This is a genomic window from Flavobacterium sp. M31R6 (assembly GCF_013284035.1).
Taxonomy (GTDB): domain Bacteria; phylum Bacteroidota; class Bacteroidia; order Flavobacteriales; family Flavobacteriaceae; genus Flavobacterium.
In genome coordinates this window covers 352,769-370,930 of record NZ_CP054141.1, presented here as the reverse complement: position 1 = coordinate 370,930, position 18,162 = coordinate 352,769, and the positions used below count along the sequence as shown (strand labels likewise).

General features: G+C 34.0%; 10 protein-coding genes. 3 read left to right on the top strand and 7 right to left on the bottom strand.

Annotated features, from left to right (window positions below; all coding sequences use genetic code 11):
• The first annotated feature begins 23 nt into the window (after positions 1 to 23).
• The 3 genes from recO to HQN62_RS01515 all read left to right on the top strand — a co-directional run bounded on the left by recO (position 24) and on the right by HQN62_RS01515 (position 4,795).
• A complete protein-coding gene (gene recO, locus HQN62_RS01525; protein ID WP_111408263.1) occupies positions 24 to 737 on the top strand; it encodes a DNA repair protein RecO in 714 nt (237 codons plus the stop codon).
• A gap of 106 nt (positions 738 to 843) precedes the next feature.
• A complete protein-coding gene (locus HQN62_RS01520; RefSeq protein WP_116796726.1) occupies positions 844 to 2,730 on the top strand; it encodes an outer membrane protein assembly factor BamB family protein in 1,887 nt (628 codons plus the stop codon).
• A gap of 148 nt (positions 2,731 to 2,878) precedes the next feature.
• On the top strand, positions 2,879 to 4,795 hold the full coding sequence (locus HQN62_RS01515; protein ID WP_173503056.1) for a hypothetical protein: 1,917 nt from the start codon (positions 2,879 to 2,881) through the stop codon (positions 4,793 to 4,795).
• Positions 4,796 to 4,864: 69 nt separating this feature from the next.
• Here HQN62_RS01515 and HQN62_RS01510 read toward each other — a convergent pair whose 3' ends face one another.
• From HQN62_RS01510 to HQN62_RS01480, 7 genes are read right to left on the bottom strand one after another with little or no spacing between them, the layout of a single operon-like run.
• A complete protein-coding gene (locus tag HQN62_RS01510; RefSeq protein ID WP_173503055.1) occupies positions 4,865 to 5,683 on the bottom strand; it encodes a peptidoglycan-binding domain-containing protein in 819 nt (272 codons plus the stop codon).
• A 52-nt stretch (positions 5,684 to 5,735) separates the two neighbouring features.
• Positions 5,736 to 7,043, bottom strand: a complete 1,308-nt coding sequence (locus HQN62_RS01505; RefSeq protein WP_173503054.1) for an ATP-binding protein — start codon at positions 7,041 to 7,043, stop codon at positions 5,736 to 5,738.
• Positions 7,044 to 7,079: 36 nt separating this feature from the next.
• Complete coding sequence (locus HQN62_RS01500) at positions 7,080 to 10,400, bottom strand: DNA/RNA non-specific endonuclease (RefSeq protein WP_173503053.1); 3,321 nt, start codon at positions 10,398 to 10,400, stop codon at positions 7,080 to 7,082.
• Positions 10,401 to 10,445: 45 nt separating this feature from the next.
• Positions 10,446 to 11,909: a contractile injection system tape measure protein gene (locus HQN62_RS01495; RefSeq protein ID WP_173503052.1), complete on the bottom strand. Its 1,464-nt coding sequence runs from the start codon at positions 11,907 to 11,909 to the stop codon at positions 10,446 to 10,448.
• Positions 11,910 to 11,914: 5 nt separating this feature from the next.
• On the bottom strand, positions 11,915 to 12,625 hold the full coding sequence (locus HQN62_RS01490; protein WP_116796732.1) for a hypothetical protein: 711 nt from the start codon (positions 12,623 to 12,625) through the stop codon (positions 11,915 to 11,917).
• 25 nt (positions 12,626 to 12,650) lie between these two features.
• Entirely contained in the window at positions 12,651 to 15,149 is a 2,499-nt protein-coding gene (locus HQN62_RS01485; protein ID WP_173503051.1) for a hypothetical protein, read from the bottom strand.
• Between the two features lie 10 nt (positions 15,150 to 15,159).
• Positions 15,160 to 18,162 carry a hypothetical protein gene (locus HQN62_RS01480; RefSeq protein ID WP_173503050.1) on the bottom strand — a complete coding sequence of 1,001 codons (3,003 nt, stop codon included), beginning with the start codon at positions 18,160 to 18,162 and terminating at the stop codon, positions 15,160 to 15,162.

Sequence of the window (18,162 nt, the reverse complement as noted above, 5' to 3'; positions counted from 1 at the left end):
TCCAATAATCAAACAATCCAATTTTGCTGGTCAAAACTAAAGCCATCGTAATTTCAACATTAAAATTTCAAGAGAAAAGCTTGATTGTAAAATGCTTTACCTTATCGAGCGGACTGAAATCCTATTTTGTTCGGGATGCTTTTTCGTCTCGAAAAGCGAGTCAAAAAATGGCCTATTTTCAACCTTTGACGATTATAGAAATTGAAGCCGTTCACAAAAACAAAGGCACTTTAGAAAATTTCAAAGAAGTAAAAATTTCATCTCCTTTTCATTCGATACATTCGGATATTTTTAAAAGTACCATCGTTTTGTTTCTTTCCGAAATTCTGCATCATTCGATACATGAGGAAGAAAAAAACGAATCGTTGTTTACATTTCTAGAAACGGCTTTGCATTGGTTGGACCAACACGATGAAATTTCCAATTTCCATTTGATTCTAATGTTGGAAACCACAAAATACCTCGGGTTTTACCCCGATACTTCGGATATGGACATGCCTTTCTTCGAAATGATCGAAGGTGTTTTTACTCCTTTTCATGCCATTAGTTCGCTCACAGAACACGAAACTGAGTTGTTCAAAAAATTAATTCAATTGAAATTTGATAACGATCAAAAAACGTTTCATGTCATTGAAAGACAATTGCTTTTAAAGATTTTAATTGATTATTACAGTTTTCATCTCGACGGATTCAAAAGACCTAAATCTTTGGATGTTTTGAAAGAAGTTTTTTCTTAAAATAAATATAAATTTTTATATTTGCCGCAACCAAAAACGTACTAATTTTTTGCATAAAAGAGGTGCGTTTTTTTTAACCAAATCAAGAATCACTAACCCCCACAAAATGAAAAAAATTAAGTTTTCAATGCTGTTACTTTTATTAGTAAGTATATCAGCATTCGCACAAAGAAATTACGATGAAGTAATTAAAACAGACGGCACTATCAAAGATTTAGTGCAAAACGAGATTACCGGAATAATTGTCTTTATTGGAAATGGTAAAATCAGCGGAATAGATGCTGAGACCAAAAAAATTGTATGGACTTTAACCAAAGAAGATTATGGTAATGCAACAACAATGGAACTCTTAGGAGATGGCGATTTGGACAAAATGTTTGCAGAAAAAAAAGAATTGAAAAGCGTCCCTAATAGTCCTTATGTGGAAGCTTATGTCAATTCTAAATTCATAATAATTAAAACTGATACAGGAAAAATAGTTTACAATTCTTCCAAAGAATCTTTTTGGGTTGTACAATCGGATTTCCTTGCTGAAACCAACGAATATTTACTTACCTTAAGAGAAAAAGGGGAGATGCATATTGCCTTAATTGATTTGGAAAGTGGAAACATCAAATGGAAAACCCCTGTAGATAAATCAAAATCTTTTTTTAGTTTATCTCTAAAATCTCTTATCAATAAAGCTCAGGTAAATGGTGCTACAATTTATTACCTACTTTATGGAAAACTATATTCTTTCAATAGAGAAACTGGAAAATTAAATTGGAAAGCCGAGGAAGAGTATACAAAATTTTTCCCAACTCAAAACGATAATAATATTGTTGTAATTAATTCAGCGGGAACTTTTTCATCAAAAGAATACATAAATGTTTTAAGCACTGATACAGGAAAAAGCATCTGGAAAGAGTCAATAAAAACAAAATATGTAGTTTATCTTGAAGATTGGGGAACCAAATTGTTGATTGCCCATTACAGTGGCTTTAATTTTTTCGACCTAAAAACTGGAGAAAAAATTTGGAAGAAAGATGCTCGTGGAGATGGATTAAAAAAAGTAATTCCTATCGATAAAGACTTTTTGTATGTAGCCGAAAACGAAATGATGCTGATCAATAAGGACGGAGAAAAACTTTGGAAAAATTTTATTGAGATTGCAGATGACAAAGAAGATCCTATTTTTTACTTAGGGAAAGTTGGAGAAAAGGTAATGTATCTTACAGGAACTTATGGTAATATGGTAGATTATAAATCGGGTAAAAAATTATGGAAACGTAATATAAAGTTTAATAAAGATCGTCCCGTATTGCCAACTTTCGATGAGGCAACAAATTCTTACTTAGTATACAATGATGAAAAATTATACAAATTTAATCCTTCAATTGACGACAAACCGGAACCATTTGCAGAAGTAAACATCAAAAGAGAGAAAGAGTTAAACAGCATCGAAATGTTCCCTTGGGGAGTTGCTCTTTCTGGACCTGTTGAAGTAATGGGAGTTGCACTTGATGGTACTGTAAAATATCACAATACTTACAATCAACCAGGTGAAACAGGAAGACAGTTTTTAAAAGGTGCTGCAATGGTTGGTAGTTTTGCATTGGGCGCTACTTCTGTAGCAAAAGGAATTCAAGGTTCTGAATGGACTATGACTACTCGTGATGCAGACGGAAACGAGACAACTTCTGTTGTAAAATCAAAAAATAAAGCACAATTAAATCAGTCTATGGCTGCTGCTGCGGGAGCAGATGCATTGGCGATGGTTGCGGCAAGATTCGGTTCTCGTTTTAATGCAATGAAACAAAACAGAGATTTTTCGTATATTTTTGCAAAAACAGAAACTGGTGAAAAAATGCTTGTAAAAGTTAGAAAAGCAGACGGAGTTGAGGTTGATAAAGTAACATTTAAAAACAATCATCCAGTTTATGAAATTGATCCAGCTACACAAAACATATTTTACGTGTTAGATGATTCAATAGAAATTTTTAATAAAAAGTAAAACAAAAAAACTCAAAAGCCATCAAAATTTATTTTGATGGCTTTTTTTTTGAATATGAAATCGCCATTGGCAGCAAGTTTGTGCAAGCAAACACCAATACATAAAAGGCGTTAACATATATGACAGCTGAAAAATATATTTTACATATATGAAAAAAATAATACTTCTCCTTTTTATTTTTGGATTTAATACAATCCATTCACAAGACAAAGTCACTTATAAAAAAGGCAAATTTTTCGTGCCAACAATTTTGTACTCTCAATATCCTTGTTTGGATAATGTGATTACCCAAACTACATTTTATCAAATGGATCCTGAGTTGAAAAGCGAGGAACAAGTTTTGAAAAAGAGCTATTTCAATATTGATGGCTATATAAAAGACCCTTCAAATGGAAAGTTAAAAATTTATATCACTATACCTTTTCCAAGATACACGACTACTCAAATGGATAGTGTTTACAATAGCAAAACCAAAGTATGGATCTATCATCCGTATTCTGGTTATGATGTAAAAGTAAATATAGAGGTGAAGTGTGCCGATAAATTGATTTACTCAGATGTATTTGTCAGTTCCGAGAAGAATGTTTTTCAGGGTGGTTACAATAAAGAAAGTGCTAGAGAGGCAGTGGCTTACAACCGGGAAAAAATGAAGAACTCTGACATAAAAGAGAACCTTACAATTGAAGAGTTAGGAATAGACACGGTTATTTATTCTACGATGGATCGAATCCAGCGTTTACTCAATTATAAATTGGGATATTATAATGATCTGGTAAAAGACAAATTTGAGTTTATGACTTCCAAGGCACATCCGGAATACCTGCAAATGTTTGCCTTTGAAAATGCCATAACGGAACAAATGGGAAAAGTGACATTAGAAAAAGGTTTGGATGCAAAGACGTTAATACCTCATTTACTATACTTGGAGAGTCTTTTGACGAAGTATCCACAAGCGCCAGAAAACGAAAATATTCGTTTCATAACCGCTTATGATTTGGCATTGACGTATTTGCTTTTAGAAAATAAAGAAAAAGCATTGTATTTTGCTGATTTAGTGATTAAAAATGACAAACAAAGTTCTAAAGGAACAGATATTATAGCACGTGTCAACAAAGCTTATTTTGTTGATAAAATGACAAGAACGCATACGAATCGTTTTGTTGAATTAAAAAAATTAGGTTTCAAAATAAAGGAAGAAAAGGAAGAAGAGAGACTTGCTTTTTTTGAAAGAATAATTCAGGAAGATGCCGATTGGGAACAAGAGAAAATAAACAGAACTAACGCTATTGAAAAAAGCATTAATGAGAGGAAGAATATATTAGACTCTGTATTTTTTCAAAAAAATTCAGATTTATTAGGCAAAATACTAAACAGCTTGGGAGGTAGTGAAGCCATTAAGAAAATAGAAAAAACACATATTCTGTCGAAACTTAAATTGGAGGACAACAATATGCCTCAAATGGAAGAAAAGTGGGCAACCGAGAAAAATTATCTTTTAAAGAAAAAAACACCCAATAATTATTTCGAAATCGTAAATGGTCCAGAATCATGGGTTCATGACGATATGGATAACAGCACCGAAAAATGGAAAAAAATAAACAATTCTGATTATTCCGATATTGTGACCAATCTAGATCCATTGAATTTATTGACTTCATTCCGAATTGATCTATGGAATAAGTTTGATTTAGTGTCAGATGATATATCAGATGGAAGATTGTGTTACCATCTTACTTACTTTGAAAAAACACTCAATTCCAGTAACCGAACGGTTCCTAAAACCGAATACAATCTCTATGTCGACAAAGAAAATTTTACTATTGTTTCTTTTGAAAAAACTGAATATTTCAAGGGAAATAAATCTTCCTTCGAAAGAAAAATTTTTCAAGATTACCGAGAGATACTAGCATTAAACAATGGTAAAATTCCACATAAAGTCTTAAACGAAATAGAAGATTATTATGGGGAAACTTCTTATCAAGAGCTTAGAGAAAAAGTGGAGGTTAATCCCGTTTTTGGCAATAGAATATTTATGAAAGAAGTTTATTTTGGAAGCTTTAAGTAAAATTAGATTTTTAAAAACCTGATTAAATGGAAACTTTAATCGGGTTTTTATATAAATAAATTTTCCTTTTCAGACCAAAGGCTCAATAGAGAAAAAGTCAATTTTGGATTGTTTAAAGTTTCGGATTCGGTTCATGACGGCGTTGCCATTATGGGAACCATCTGCATTTGTATTTCCTTCAATAGTTTCAATTACATCACCATGAATAGCAGTTACAATTCCGGTATGAAACCAATCGTTTGGTGTTTTTTGTAATAAAAACACATCCGCTGGTTGTATAACACTTGGATTTGTTCTCGCTATTTGGTAACGGGTTAGCAATTTTTTTTGAATGCCAGTAGTGTCTACAGTATCACAACTATAAGTTAGCGGCATTAGCGTTTTGAAGTTTTTTCCTTGTATGGATGCGGCTTGGTCGAGTACTGATTGTACAAATCCCATACACCAAAACCAATCGGTTCCCTCATTTCCATCCATATAACTTCGTACCCAAGGTCCCGAATTACTTTGATTATTGATAACAAGTTCAAAAGGATGATTTTTGAGATGATTTTTGGCAACATTCAGCACCAATTCTCTCAGGTTATTACCCGCAATGGGGTCTTCAAAAGCTTTTTTTAAGGGTGTTGTAAACAAGTTAAATAAAGTTTGATCAACAATTCCTGTTTGGGATAAGCTATTGAATTTTTGAAAATTCAATACTGCTTTTTCGGTTGCCGGTCCAAAATCACCGTCAATACCTGTGGCAGTTCCTGAGCTTGGATTTTGCATAGCAAATAAATTGAGCCAAGATTGAATTTTTTCAATATCTTTTTTGTTATTGGTAGTGCTATTTCTTTGTTGTGTTGCTTTGATGAGTAACTCCTTTTTGTAGAATGTTTTTTGCATGGTATTTTGTTTTTAAGATTTGCTAAAATTATTATAGACAGCCCCTCCTTTTTTATCCTGTTTTGGAAACCAAAGTTGCCATAATAAAAAGTTTTTCGTCTTTGCTGTATTCCAATTCGATTCCTTTCAAAATATGTCGAGAATCGATAACAGTAGTGTTTTCATCAAGTGTCTGTAAACAGGCAAAAGCCATTGCCGAGACTATTTGAGCACCATTGAGTTCATAATTTTTGGCTACTATTTCGAGTATATTGTGGTCTTTTAATTTTGTTTTTTTCGGCATGCAATTTTTCCATAATTGCAAACGTTCTTCGGCCGTGGGTTTGTTAAAAGGAATAATTGAATTGAATCTCCTTAAAAAAGCATCATCAATATTGTTTTTAAAGTTGGAAGTTAAGATGACCAATCCATTAAAATTTTCGACTCTTTGCAATAAATAACTCACTTCTTGGTTGGCGTATTTATCGTTTGAAGATTTGGTTTGTGTTCGTTTTCCAAACAACGCATCGGCTTCATCAAAAAGGAGAATCCAATTTTTGTTTTCGGCCTGAACGAATATTTTTTCCAGGTTTTTTTCGGTTTCACCTATGTATTTAGAAACTACTTGCGATAAGCTGATGCGATAGACTTCTTTACCAAATTCTTTTCCTAGCAAAGTGGCAGTAAGCGTTTTCCCGGTCCCCGATGGACCATAAAACAAACTTCGATAACCAGGAGCAATTTGTTTGGCCATTCCCCAATCGTTTCGCAATTGATTATGGTGTTTCAACCAAAGTTTGATTTGTTTGATATGATCCTGTGTATTTTCATTTACCACTAAATCTTGCCATTCCATTTGAGTGGTAATTTCCTGTGCTGGAAAGCTGGTGCCGAATTTTGGTTTTAATTTTTCGCCAAAAAACAAAAGATGAACCATTTCAGGAGGCAAAATAATACGGCCACTCATCAAGGGTTCGCCTTCTTTTACCTCTTCCAGGAACAAAATATTTTCTTTGGAAAACCAATGTGAAGGCGCAAATAATTGTTGTATTTCCAATCGATGATCGACATCTTCTTTTGCCAAAACATATTGTGCAGTTTCACCCGTAGGTAGCATTCCCCTGTGATTGTCCAAACGGATTCCGCCCAATTCGGGGAGTTCACCGCCATCTGGATAAACTTCTTTTATAATTTCATCAAAAAAATGAGGTAGAATATTAGGAACCAATGCCAATAGTAAAATTACGGCTTCATCATGAGTCGTTTTTCGATCTAAAACTTCAAGGAAAGAATTCTCGAAGTTATAAGATGCTGATTTTTCTTCGTTCTCTGTCACGCGAAGGGACTGAATGAGAAATGATTTTAGAATTTGAAATGGCATGTGTTATTTCGTTTAATTTAAATTTATATTCTCGTGCTATTCTATATAATCGCCATGAGTATAGTCCAATCCATTATTAAAATGATCACTTTTTGTAACTTTGGTATTTGGATCGTCTTTTTTCCAGGAAGAGAATTCGTAATTTATTATTGAGGGGGTTTTCTCTTCCATTTCTATAATTTTTTTTCTTTTTGCCGATAAATTTTGCGGTTGGTTTTTTACAGAATTTCCACCATAAATTGGTGTCACCTTATAATTTATTACTTTGTCGTCGGCTAAATCCTTTTTTACCGTTTCTTCAATGTCTGCATTGTGATCCTTGTTCCCTTTTCGGGTCAGAGGAGTAAGATTTCTAAAATCGTTGCCGCTTCCTCCTAAATTGTGATTTAATAAGTGTCCCAAGATATAGTAAGTTGAACTGCCATTTCGTTTTTTCTTAAGCGTTTCATAACCAGCGTTGGTAACGCCCGGTACTGATCCCGTCGGTGGTTTGGTTGTTTTGTGAAGGTTTTTCACCTCCATGCTTGTCCCAAAACCATTCTGTAATGACCCAAATGTAAGTTCAAACTTTCCGATGCTTTCCATATTAAAAAGCGGAATCATGTGATTACTCAGTTTATTGACATGATCTGTAACTACCTCATATTTTTCGGTTTGTTCCGTTTGATATTTTTCCGATCCTTTAGCAGATTTATTTTTCTTAGAAATAGCCACTTTTAGCAAATTAAACTCAGCTTGTGCATTTTTTTTGGATTCCGCTTTTTTGGCATCTGTTTTTCCTAACTTGCTTATAAATTTTGCAAAAGTTGCCGGAGTACTGGCTACCATTAATTCAGCATTTTCTTCGGTACCTTCAAAATAAAGACTATGTGAATGTCCATCCTCCGTTTTGAATTTCTTTTTAATGCTAAAAAAGCTCATCAGTTTTTTTACACCAGCTTTTCCCGCTTTGAACAAAGTTTTTACCACATTTCCAGCTTTTTCAAGCACCCAATCGATGGCTTTATTGATAGGTGCTTGAATCTTATCAAGTAAAGCTTGAACCTTTTTGCTTAAATCCCCAAGACCCAATAACCCCGCCAAAAAGCCAATGGCTATTGGAACCAATTTGGCTAATGAATTTTCGACAAATGTGGCGGCTTGGGTTATTTTTCCTGCTACGATAAGTGCTGTACTGTCAACAATACTGTTTATTAAATCCAATATTCTTCTGGCGTTGTTGATAAACCAACTAACGACGTCGTAAATGAGTTTGCACGCTTTTATAAAAGCACCAACAGGATTAAACAAACTGATTACCCAAGTGATTCCTGCCTTGATTACCGTTTCGATAAGCATGTTTTGTATGGCATCAACGACCATGACTTTGAGGTCGCCAATTTTTTCTTTGATGTAGTTCCACAATCCTCCGAGTCCTTCTTTTCGAATTATTTGAAAAATTTCAAAGCCAGTTTCTAGCGCTGCGACAACCGTTGCTCCGTACATCTTTGTGGCTCGAGCCTTAATATTTTCCCAAGTCAAACCAAAAACGGACATTATAAATTCAAAAATTCCGGTTAAGTCCCACTGCTTCGGAAATTTAATCGATGGAGGCATATTGCCCATCAACCATTCGAAGAATCCTTTTTTGAGGTGTTCTAAAGCATTTTTGCCAAAATTCTGAAAGCCTAAAACAATTGCGTCAAGCAAATTGGAGAGAAAACCAATAGGATCCAGAATTATTTTTCCAACAACGTCTGCTACTTTTGCCAATACAGTAAGCAACAGATTTTTCATTTCAATAATAGCTTTGATGACTCCAACAACTGCATCATAAGCACGTTCTAACCAACTTTTGTTTTCTTCTTGTATCTTATCAAAAGTTTCTTCCAGCTTGGCAACGGCCGCATTAAATTTGGTGGTAATACTTTGTTTTAAACCTTCGTTGGCTTCATCAACTTTCGAATCCAATTCAGAAAAACGCTCGGTGGCATGGGCAAATACATCACCTGCAATTTTTTGGGTGTCTTTATCTTGATTTTTCCAATAGTTTTGAGTTTTGAGTTTTCCGTCGTCAATATCTTTTGTCGCTTGGCTCAATTCTTTTTCGACAAATTCACCAATTTTACGCACGACAGGAGCCAACGAATTGATGAAATTATCTTGTTCTTCGATGAAAACTTTCTTGATATCATTTGGAATTCCCGCTGCCCAATTGGCCAAATCTTCCAGCCAATTGGTATCCGTTCTTTCTTTTACATTTTTTTCAAATGCTTTATTGGCAATATCGAGAGCTTCATCAAAATCTTTGTTTACTTTTTCGGTAAGGTTTTTCAGTCTGGTTTCTACCAAAAGCTTGGTGTCATCATAAATCTTATTCAAATCGGTTGCGACTTTGGTTCGAACCTCTTCTTCTTTTTGTTTTTTAAGTTCTTTGTTTTTATCTATTTGACTTAATTGTTTGTTTCTGGTTGCATTCATTTTGGCCAGTCCGACAGTAGTAAGGGCATTGGTACTATTTTTTGTAGCACCAGCAATTGGGTTGGCCGATTTTAAATATTGCTGATGGGTACCTTCTGCTTTTTTCTGACTTTCTTTTTTTTCTGTCAATGAATGATCAAATGCGGCTTCATTTCCATTTTGAAGCTGTTCTTCCGACACATTATTATTGGCCAATTCACTATCAATTTTTTTGGAATCAGCTGAAAGATCGTTGTCTTGAGCAGTTTTAAGTGGAGGTGCAAATCCTGGATTGGAAACAACAGGATAAGCTCCAATGTCTTCTTTTGGCAATGGAGTAGCTACTTTTGTGACCACACTCGCTTGATCTGGAGCTGCACTTACAGCATTGGATAAATCGCCGTTTGTATTTTGTTTTTCCTTTTCTAAAGTATCTGTAATGCCTTGTTGTGCAGCACCCATTTTTTCAGAAGAGGTCTGGTCTTTCTCCATTTCCTCTTTGTTTTTTGGGATTACTTTTTTGATATTATCTAAAATAGCATCGGAAAATTTTTTGGAATCAAATTTTTTGGTTTTTTGATTGGACATGTCTTCCACCTGATTCGATTTGGCTACACTCGATTTTTCTAATGCGGGAGATATTGCAACCGATTTTTGCATTTCCGATTTTTTCTCTTCAGCAGTACCGTGTTTCTTTTGTGCTTTTGCAGTTTTTACAATTTTAGCCTTCTGAATGTCTAGTATGGATGCCTTTTTTGGGTCAAGTACAGGATCTAGCGCTTCTTTTTTAGTAGTTTTTGCTGCAACAGGCACAAGAGCAGTTTCTTTCTTTTTCTTCTTGGCTGCAGAAGGAAAGAAAGGTACCAGTTTTCGCTGTGGCTTTTTAACCGGTTTAAATTGAAGTCCTGTTTTAGACATTTTTATTCAATGGTTAAGGTGTAAATTGATTTATCTTCGAGCGCTTTAATTCCAATAACACTGCAAAAAATCTTCCATCCATGGGGTTTTTATCATTTCGATTCCCCAGGGTAATTGAGCCAATAAAATATCCACACCTTCCTGTTTTACCCAGAGTTCTAATTTTTCATTCTCAGTAAATAGGATTTTCCCTTCTCTTTGCAAAAAAGTCTCCCGTAAACCTGCAACGGAGGTGTCGCCTAGAATTTTCCAATGTTCAATCACGGCATTTAATAAACTTTCGCATTTTTCTATTTCTTTAGGAGTAATTTCCAGTTGCGTATTGACCACATTTTCTATGGGAAAACCGCATAAAATCTTATTAAGCACCAGTTCATTTTCGCCTATTTTTGTTTCTCCGCTAATTAAAAATTGAGTTAACAAAATCGCTTTGTGTTGGCTCATTTTACTGGTCCAAATGTCATTTTTGGTTAGTTCTAATTGCTCAAACAACGATTTTAGGAAGGGATGGAATAGTATCAAACCGGCATTTTTAACATAAATCATATTCTGTGTTTTTGAATCGGGAGTTTCTAATTTTGTTTTTTTCTTAATTTCTGAAGTATTTATTTCTTCACTTACGGATTCCTCTTTTGAATTTAAAGAATCTAGGGTATTCAAAAAGATGTTCCAAAAAGCAATAAAATCATTTTTTTGTAACAAAATGTATTTTTTATGAAGACCTTTTTCTGTGATTAATAATTCTTTTAAAATCAACAAATAATCCGATTCTATGTCCCAATACTGGGAAGTAATGGTTTTAACAGTATTATAAAGGGTCGAATTCGAGATCATTTTTTCTTTAAAAAAATAAAATTGCCAAGCCATAAATTCAATCCAATTTTCTATTGCTTTACCAGGAAATGAATTTGCTTTTGAAGCCAATGCAAATTGTAGTACTGTTATTAATTCCGATTGCGAATCATCAATTTGAGTTACAATTTTCGTCTTAAATTCTTCGGAGAATGCAAGTATAAATCGTATTAGGGCTTTCGGATTTTTTATAAATAAATCTTTTAGTTTTTGAATAAAAGATTCATTTACTTCTACACTTGCAATTAATTCTTCAAGGTTTTTAATCAATCCATTTTCGGAAAGAATTCCTTTTTGTAAAAAATCAAAAAATAAACTTTCAAGAATGCTATTTTTTGTAAATACGATTTCCGAATTTTCAATTATGCTGGGGTTTTGTTCAAAATTTTCAAAATGCATTTTTAGATAAAATTCAATTTGTTCCAATGAATGTGTCACAATTTCTTCTTTCCATTTTTTTTTGGAAAGCGGAGGAAGTGTTATTTCCAGTTTGTCAATTTTCCAAGTATAATTTTGAAAAGAATAGAGATTTAATAATAGTTCAAGCTTTGGATACAATTCTTTCTCTAATAATGCAGCAACAACATTTTGTACTTCTTTCCCAAAATCGGTCGAAGCACAGCTGATATCCATTGTATGTTGTTGTATTAAATGCATTGTTTTTAATCAATAATTAAATCATTGTCTTCAAGAATACTATTCAATGCTTTTTCTAAATTCTCTTGCATTTCTTTTGTGAATAGGCCAAATTCAAATTTGTTTGGTTTGTACAAAAGCGCCATAGAGGTTGAAATATGACCTGCTTCCGGCAATATAATGTGAACGCCTTTCTGCTTCTTTTTGTCTTCAAGTAAGCCAATGCCAATAATTGTCATCGGAAAATCAGATCGACTTACTGTTGCTCTTGTATCAGTATTGAAACCTCCTGCTGTACTTGGAGTAGTACCTTCTTTATCCTCTGCTTTATAGAAGGGAACCATGAAAGTGAGATACATTTGTTTCTCATTGATGTTGGGCAAAAAGGACTGTAGAATTTTATATTCTTCTTCCTTTAAAGGTATAAACAACCATTCGGGATTGTTTTTTTGGTCAGTGTTTGCAGGGTCTTTCAATCGTGCTTCAGTACATATATATAATGAACACGAAAGTTCCTGTATTCCTGTAAAATTCACTTTTACCGTTGCAAGTTGTTTGGTACTTAAGGGCTTATTGATATTCCCAAAATCAAAGCCAGCGATTGGAGTTGGAGTTACAGGTTTGTCTGAAAACTCCAGAATGTCTTTAAGGATTTTGTTAGTGTCAACAGCAGTTATATTTCCTTTTGCAATAATTTTGCCGTCAATTGCTGTAATTATTTCTTGTTTGGTTGCCATAACTTTATTTTTTAAGAATTAGTTGCTAAGTGTTAAAATCGTCATTATTGAAATCTGTTTTTTCAAAATCGCCAACTTTTGTTTCCGTATTTCCTATAATGATATTGATGTTATTTCCTTCGGGATTTTGAATATAAGGCAAGAAGAAATCGGCCAGCACCACTTTTTGTGGAGCACTATTTTCAGCCAAAATCAGCGGTTCAAATTGAAATAGGGTTGTAATATTAGACAAGAAAAATTCTTGTAAATGCAAGGGATAATTATTGGCCATATTTTGTTGTGCCACTTTTATCAAATTGGCTTTGATGTTCTCTGTTTGATTTTTACAATCTTTTAGCGCAGCTTCATCATAGGAATCGGCATGTGAAAATTTAGTTTTTTTGTATAATACACTTTTGGTGAGATCTTCTTTGATTGTTTTTGTTTGCTCAACCGTTCCAAAAGTGAAACTATCCGTATAACTTTTAATAGAATCTAATAACACGAGATATTTTGGAGGTATTTGTTGTGGTTTAAAAATGGAGGTATCCGAGTAAACCAGAATAAATGTACCTCCTACCGAAACACCTGCGTGGTGTTCCATTCCTTTGTTTTTTTGTAAAAAAGTAGAAAGAAACAAATCTTTGAAACTGGCATTCCATCTTTTTACGGCTTCATCAAATAATACAGTGAAGGAATCTTCAAGAAACAACTCATTGATTTGATCCAAATGATCAATTAAGTCTTCAACCAAAATGCTTAAATCTTTTTTGCCCCATAAAAGACAAAAACGATGGAATAAAAAGAGGACATTTAAGTTTTTGAAAATTTCGTAAAAGCTTTTATAATTGGGTAAAAATTCACTTAAATCTTCTGTTAGCAACGTTTTTACTTCGTTCAAAATGTTTTTGAGAGAAGTAATTGTGGCATCGGTCATGAAGGTTTGCGCGATGATCTCCGTTTTGTTTGAAGTAATCCAATTAATGACAAACTCGGTGATATTGTACACTTTTTTTCGGGCCAAATCATAATCAACTTCCAGATCTGACCAATCCCCTTGATGTTTGGTGATGTCCACCTCTTTGCCTACATAATCAACTGCATTAAGTGCAATTGTTTTGAATGGTAGATTATAAGTGTCTTTCAAGGAAGACAATTCAGTAAGTACCTCCAGATAATTTTTACCAATATGGCCTTCAATTCTTAGAAAGTTATACGGTTCTAAATCATACAAAAGTGGTTTTTTGACCCACTGTAAATCGGTATAATTTGGTTTTTCGGATTGATACGAAAGAATTTCGTTGGTTTTGTTTTTTACTGTTTTATCGGGATTCCATTTTTTATTTAGATCCAAAAAGTTCGAATAATAATAAGGAATCGATTTTTTGGACAAAGGAGTTTTGCCATAAATGGTGGGTGTTATTCGGATAACAGTATCAGTAATAGACCACGATTTTATCAAAAGCACCAATCGTTCAAACAAGATGTTGAGTTTGTTTCTTAGTAGAATTTCTTTATCGGTATTCCCTGTTTTTACAAAAGGCGTTCTGAAATTATTTTCCAAATTGATGTTTCCTAAAATGATATGAAAAGGAAACTGACTTTCGTCAAAACAACAAAAAGTAGGATTCTGATTTTCGAAATCTACAATTTCATTATATGCGGAAACGATATCACCAATCCAATCGCACACATATTGAATTTGCAATTTGTCTTTGTTAGCGTTGATGGTTTGTGTTAATTGAGTTTTGCAATTGTTCAACGAAGAAAAGTCGGAAGTTGATTTCAGTACATTTTTGTTGGTGTTATAAATCGCATTTATTTGATTGGAAAGCGTGGTTAGAAATGCATCATCATACCAGTTTTTGAAACCGTCAAGCACTTGTTGTCCTGTCACCAAATTTTTGAAAGGCACGTTATATCTGGGAGTAACTAGTTTTTGAGATGCTTTTTTGATATCAAAACCGCTGAGTAATAAAGGTGCAATATCCGAATTGTTGATAACCAAAGGCCTTACGGTAAATTCCAGTCTTTTGCCTTTGTCATCACAATTGGTATTGACACAGTTTTTCTCATCAATCAATGCGGTTTCCAGAATTAATACGACTACTTTATCATTAAAAAAACCATTGGGAATAGCTGTTTTAACTAGTTCCGTAGTTGTGGGCTCCAGCAATTCAATAGCATTTTTGAAAGGCGAATATTTAGATCCGTATTTAAGTATGGGTTCCAAAAAAGGTTCTTTGCTGTAATTGGCTCCCAAAAAATTGGCTGAAAGTTCTAAATTATGATAGAATGTAAACAGTTTTTCTTCCCAGTTAATTTCATACCCCAATGAAGTAACAGCCGTTCCGCAACCTATTTTAATTTGGTTGGGTTGAGGATGCGAAATTTCTAATCCACATACAATTCCCATCCCTAAGAGCCCTGTTCGAGACAAGCGGTCTTGTTCTTCAAGATAACTTACAACACTGTTGAGATGTTTTTGGCTTAGAACTTGATCTGCCTCAAAAACGGGATATTTGGAGTTGTTAAATGCTTTCATGTTACTATTTTTAAAGTGTTCCTAATGCTGTATTTCCTAATAATATGGGGTTGGTAATTTCACTCAAATGACAATCGAATAAATTTCCTTCGGGGTACATGGTGTTCAATTCATTGAGAGCGTTTATCATTGCTGCATGATGAAGCAAGAAGCTGGTTTCGTCTTTTGATAGTAATGTTTTAGAACAGTATTTTATTCTAAAGTAGCGGTAGTTTTCGAGCCAGTTTTTATAGGCTAATTGAAACTGTTTCATGTCGTTTGCATTTACCCAACAAATTTTTAATAATACATGTGCAGGTGCTTCTTGTCTGAAAACTTTCTCCGCATATTTTCTAAAAGTCAAGTTTCTAAAACGAGTCAGATAACCAGGCAAAACGATGGTGGCTTTGAAAGAATAAGGATCATTGTTGGCTTCGTCCTTGCAATCGTCCTGCAAACAAACCGTTAGTAAGTCACTGTCTTTGTTGGAAGTCAATAAAGGTCTCAGCAACAAATGTTCTATGGTATAAAAATTTTCAAAAGCTTCATTCAGAGCTTGCAGTAAAGAATTGTAATAATCATGTGCAACTTCAAAAGTGGCAAACGCTTTATCGACTTTGGCAATTTTAGTAGCGTCTTTTTCGAGATAGAGATAATATTTGGTACCCGATTTATGAATTGTATAGACATTGGGATCAAAAATATGTTCTTGAAGCCAGTTCCATTTAATGGCCAAATCGGTTGCGGGACTTTGTATTTTAAAATGAATAACCCCCAATTTTGTTGGGATTGACAATTGCGATTGCGGACTATCGTCATTGGCAATATCTCTTAGGCTAATGTCATTAATGCCTAATAATTTAGCCACGCGTTGCTCATAACCACCTCTAGAATTGGAACCCCAAAAAACTGGTGGAGTGAGGGTGTTCGGATTTATGTAATCCATTCCGATTCCTCTTTTACTGCTTATTTCAGGATAGTCATTGATAAAATTTTGCTTGTCTCGTATTAAATCTTCGTATTGAAAACTCAATTCGCCCAACCCTTTTGCATCTTGATTGACCTGATACATCATAAAAACGTAATCGTTGAAACTTTCTCCGAACCTCGCCATTAAATGGTCTAATGCTCGATTGCGTCGTTCGTAGAACTCCGTTTTGTTTTCGTAAATAGAAATACGATCATTTTTCGAAATCCACAAATTATCTTCAAAGGATTTAGTGTAAAGTTCTTTGGAGTAAAATGCACCACCTGTCCAATCATTTTTGGAAAGAAACTGGGGAAAGTAAGTTCTATCTATTGTTGTGGTGTCCAAAATATTTTTGGAATGGTACAATTGATTAAAAAAATCGGCCAAAATTTGATCGTAAAAATGCAAGTAACCCTTGAGTTGATTGACCTGCGATTTTCGTAAATCGGATTCTTTATTGGATAATTGATTTTTCCCCAAACCATAATTTTGAGGAAACTCATCCTGAATACTGTAATATTCATCCAGTTGATAAAAAGTTCCCGATGGATAAGGCAATTCGTTATTGGTGTTAAGTAATTTGTAGTTTTTTTGTTGGGACTTATATATTTCTATTTTTTGATCCACCAACATTTGATTGTTTTCTGAAAGCAGAAAAGGAATCTTTTTTTGGAACAAAAGTATTTTGGATTTCTTAGGCGTAAAAATCGGATTCACTTCTCCAGAAAGAGGCAAACTCCAAGCTTGACTGGAACTTCCGGGAATAGGTTTTCCATTTTTGTCATAAGCGGTAAGCAAAAGATTATTGACCGAAATCACTCCTTTTATGCCCATCAATACAGCAATAATATCCGAAGAGTGAATCGCCGTAGGTAAGGAACAATTACTTAGTTCCTCCTCTTTCAGGAAGCCGTGGTCTAGTTTGGGACCGAGAAATAAATCTTCCGAATGATAACCTTGATCGAGTAATTGTGCCAATGTATAAAACCGAATAGGAGGGTTTATAACATCAAATAGGGCGATCTGAATTTGAGCCATAACATCAACTACATTGCTTTGGGGTTCCATTTCGATATCGACACAAATTCCAATTTCGATGCTTTCTATAATTGAAAGGCATAAAAAGTCCTCAGTGAAATTTCTGTTTTGATGCAGTTTTTTATGTACTCTTTGGAATGTTTCATCGACTTTATTTTTTTTATCTTTAAAAAGGGTAACCAGTTCAAGATAATTTTTTGGAACAGAAAAATGAGCTAACACAATATCTATTTCACTTGGGTCATAACAAATAATGGTAAAAGTCAGGAACTCGACACCATTTGGAACTTTAAAAAGAGTAAGTACTACCTTGTTGTCAATTTTCTCAATTTTTTTGCTTTTTATCTTAGCCGGTTTGCTCAATATTTCTAATAAATTGGCTTTTGGATTGTTCCAAGAATCAAACATCGGATTAATGTTTACCTGAACCCATTGGTCTTTGTCAAGAAATTCGAAGTCCAAAAGAGTGGAATTCAAATCGCCTAAAATTGGATCTTCTTCCAGTTCCAATACCACTTTGTTCAAACCTCTAAGCGGTAATCTTTGCAGTACGGTATTATTTTTGTCAACAGGTTTTAAACTCAGTTTGTCTTCTACAGGATTTATATAAACAGGAATCTCATTGTCGTGTGGTGCCATAAAACCGGAAGAATCAACTGTTTTTTTGGTTGCTAAAAACCAAGCATTAGAAATACCGTCAATATCAATGAGTAGTTTTCTATAATCAATTTCGGTAAGTGGCGCATTAGAAAAAATAGTACTGGCAGGAAAAAAAGTATGGTTTGAAATTTTCCCATATCGGTCGCATAAAATGTTTTTAATGTCAAAACTGCTTCGATACCCCAACTCGGTAATAGCATAAGACAAAACTTCGAGAATGGTTATCCCTGGATCGTGTGCATTGTAATCGGTCCAAAGTTTGTTTCCCAGTTTTTCTATATACTTCATTCCTTCTTTTCTCAAGAAATCATAATCTTGAGAAGGAAGTAGTTTTCGGTCTTTTGCTATAAAATAATCGGTTTTCAT

Coding starts and splice junctions, on each gene's coding strand:
- HQN62_RS01480 (WP_173503050.1), bottom strand. CDS start 18,162: ATGAAAACCGATTATTTTATAGCAAAAGACCGAAAACTACTTCCTTCT.
- HQN62_RS01505 (WP_173503054.1), bottom strand. CDS start 7,043: ATGCCATTTCAAATTCTAAAATCATTTCTCATTCAGTCCCTTCGCGTG.
- HQN62_RS01500 (WP_173503053.1), bottom strand. CDS start 10,400: ATGTCTAAAACAGGACTTCAATTTAAACCGGTTAAAAAGCCACAGCGA.
- HQN62_RS01495 (WP_173503052.1), bottom strand. CDS start 11,909: ATGCATTTAATACAACAACATACAATGGATATCAGCTGTGCTTCGACC.
- HQN62_RS01490 (WP_116796732.1), bottom strand. CDS start 12,625: ATGGCAACCAAACAAGAAATAATTACAGCAATTGACGGCAAAATTATT.
- HQN62_RS01520 (WP_116796726.1), top strand. CDS start 844: ATGAAAAAAATTAAGTTTTCAATGCTGTTACTTTTATTAGTAAGTATA.
- HQN62_RS01510 (WP_173503055.1), bottom strand. CDS start 5,683: ATGCAAAAAACATTCTACAAAAAGGAGTTACTCATCAAAGCAACACAA.
- HQN62_RS01485 (WP_173503051.1), bottom strand. CDS start 15,149: ATGAAAGCATTTAACAACTCCAAATATCCCGTTTTTGAGGCAGATCAA.
- HQN62_RS01515 (WP_173503056.1), top strand. CDS start 2,879: ATGAAAAAAATAATACTTCTCCTTTTTATTTTTGGATTTAATACAATC.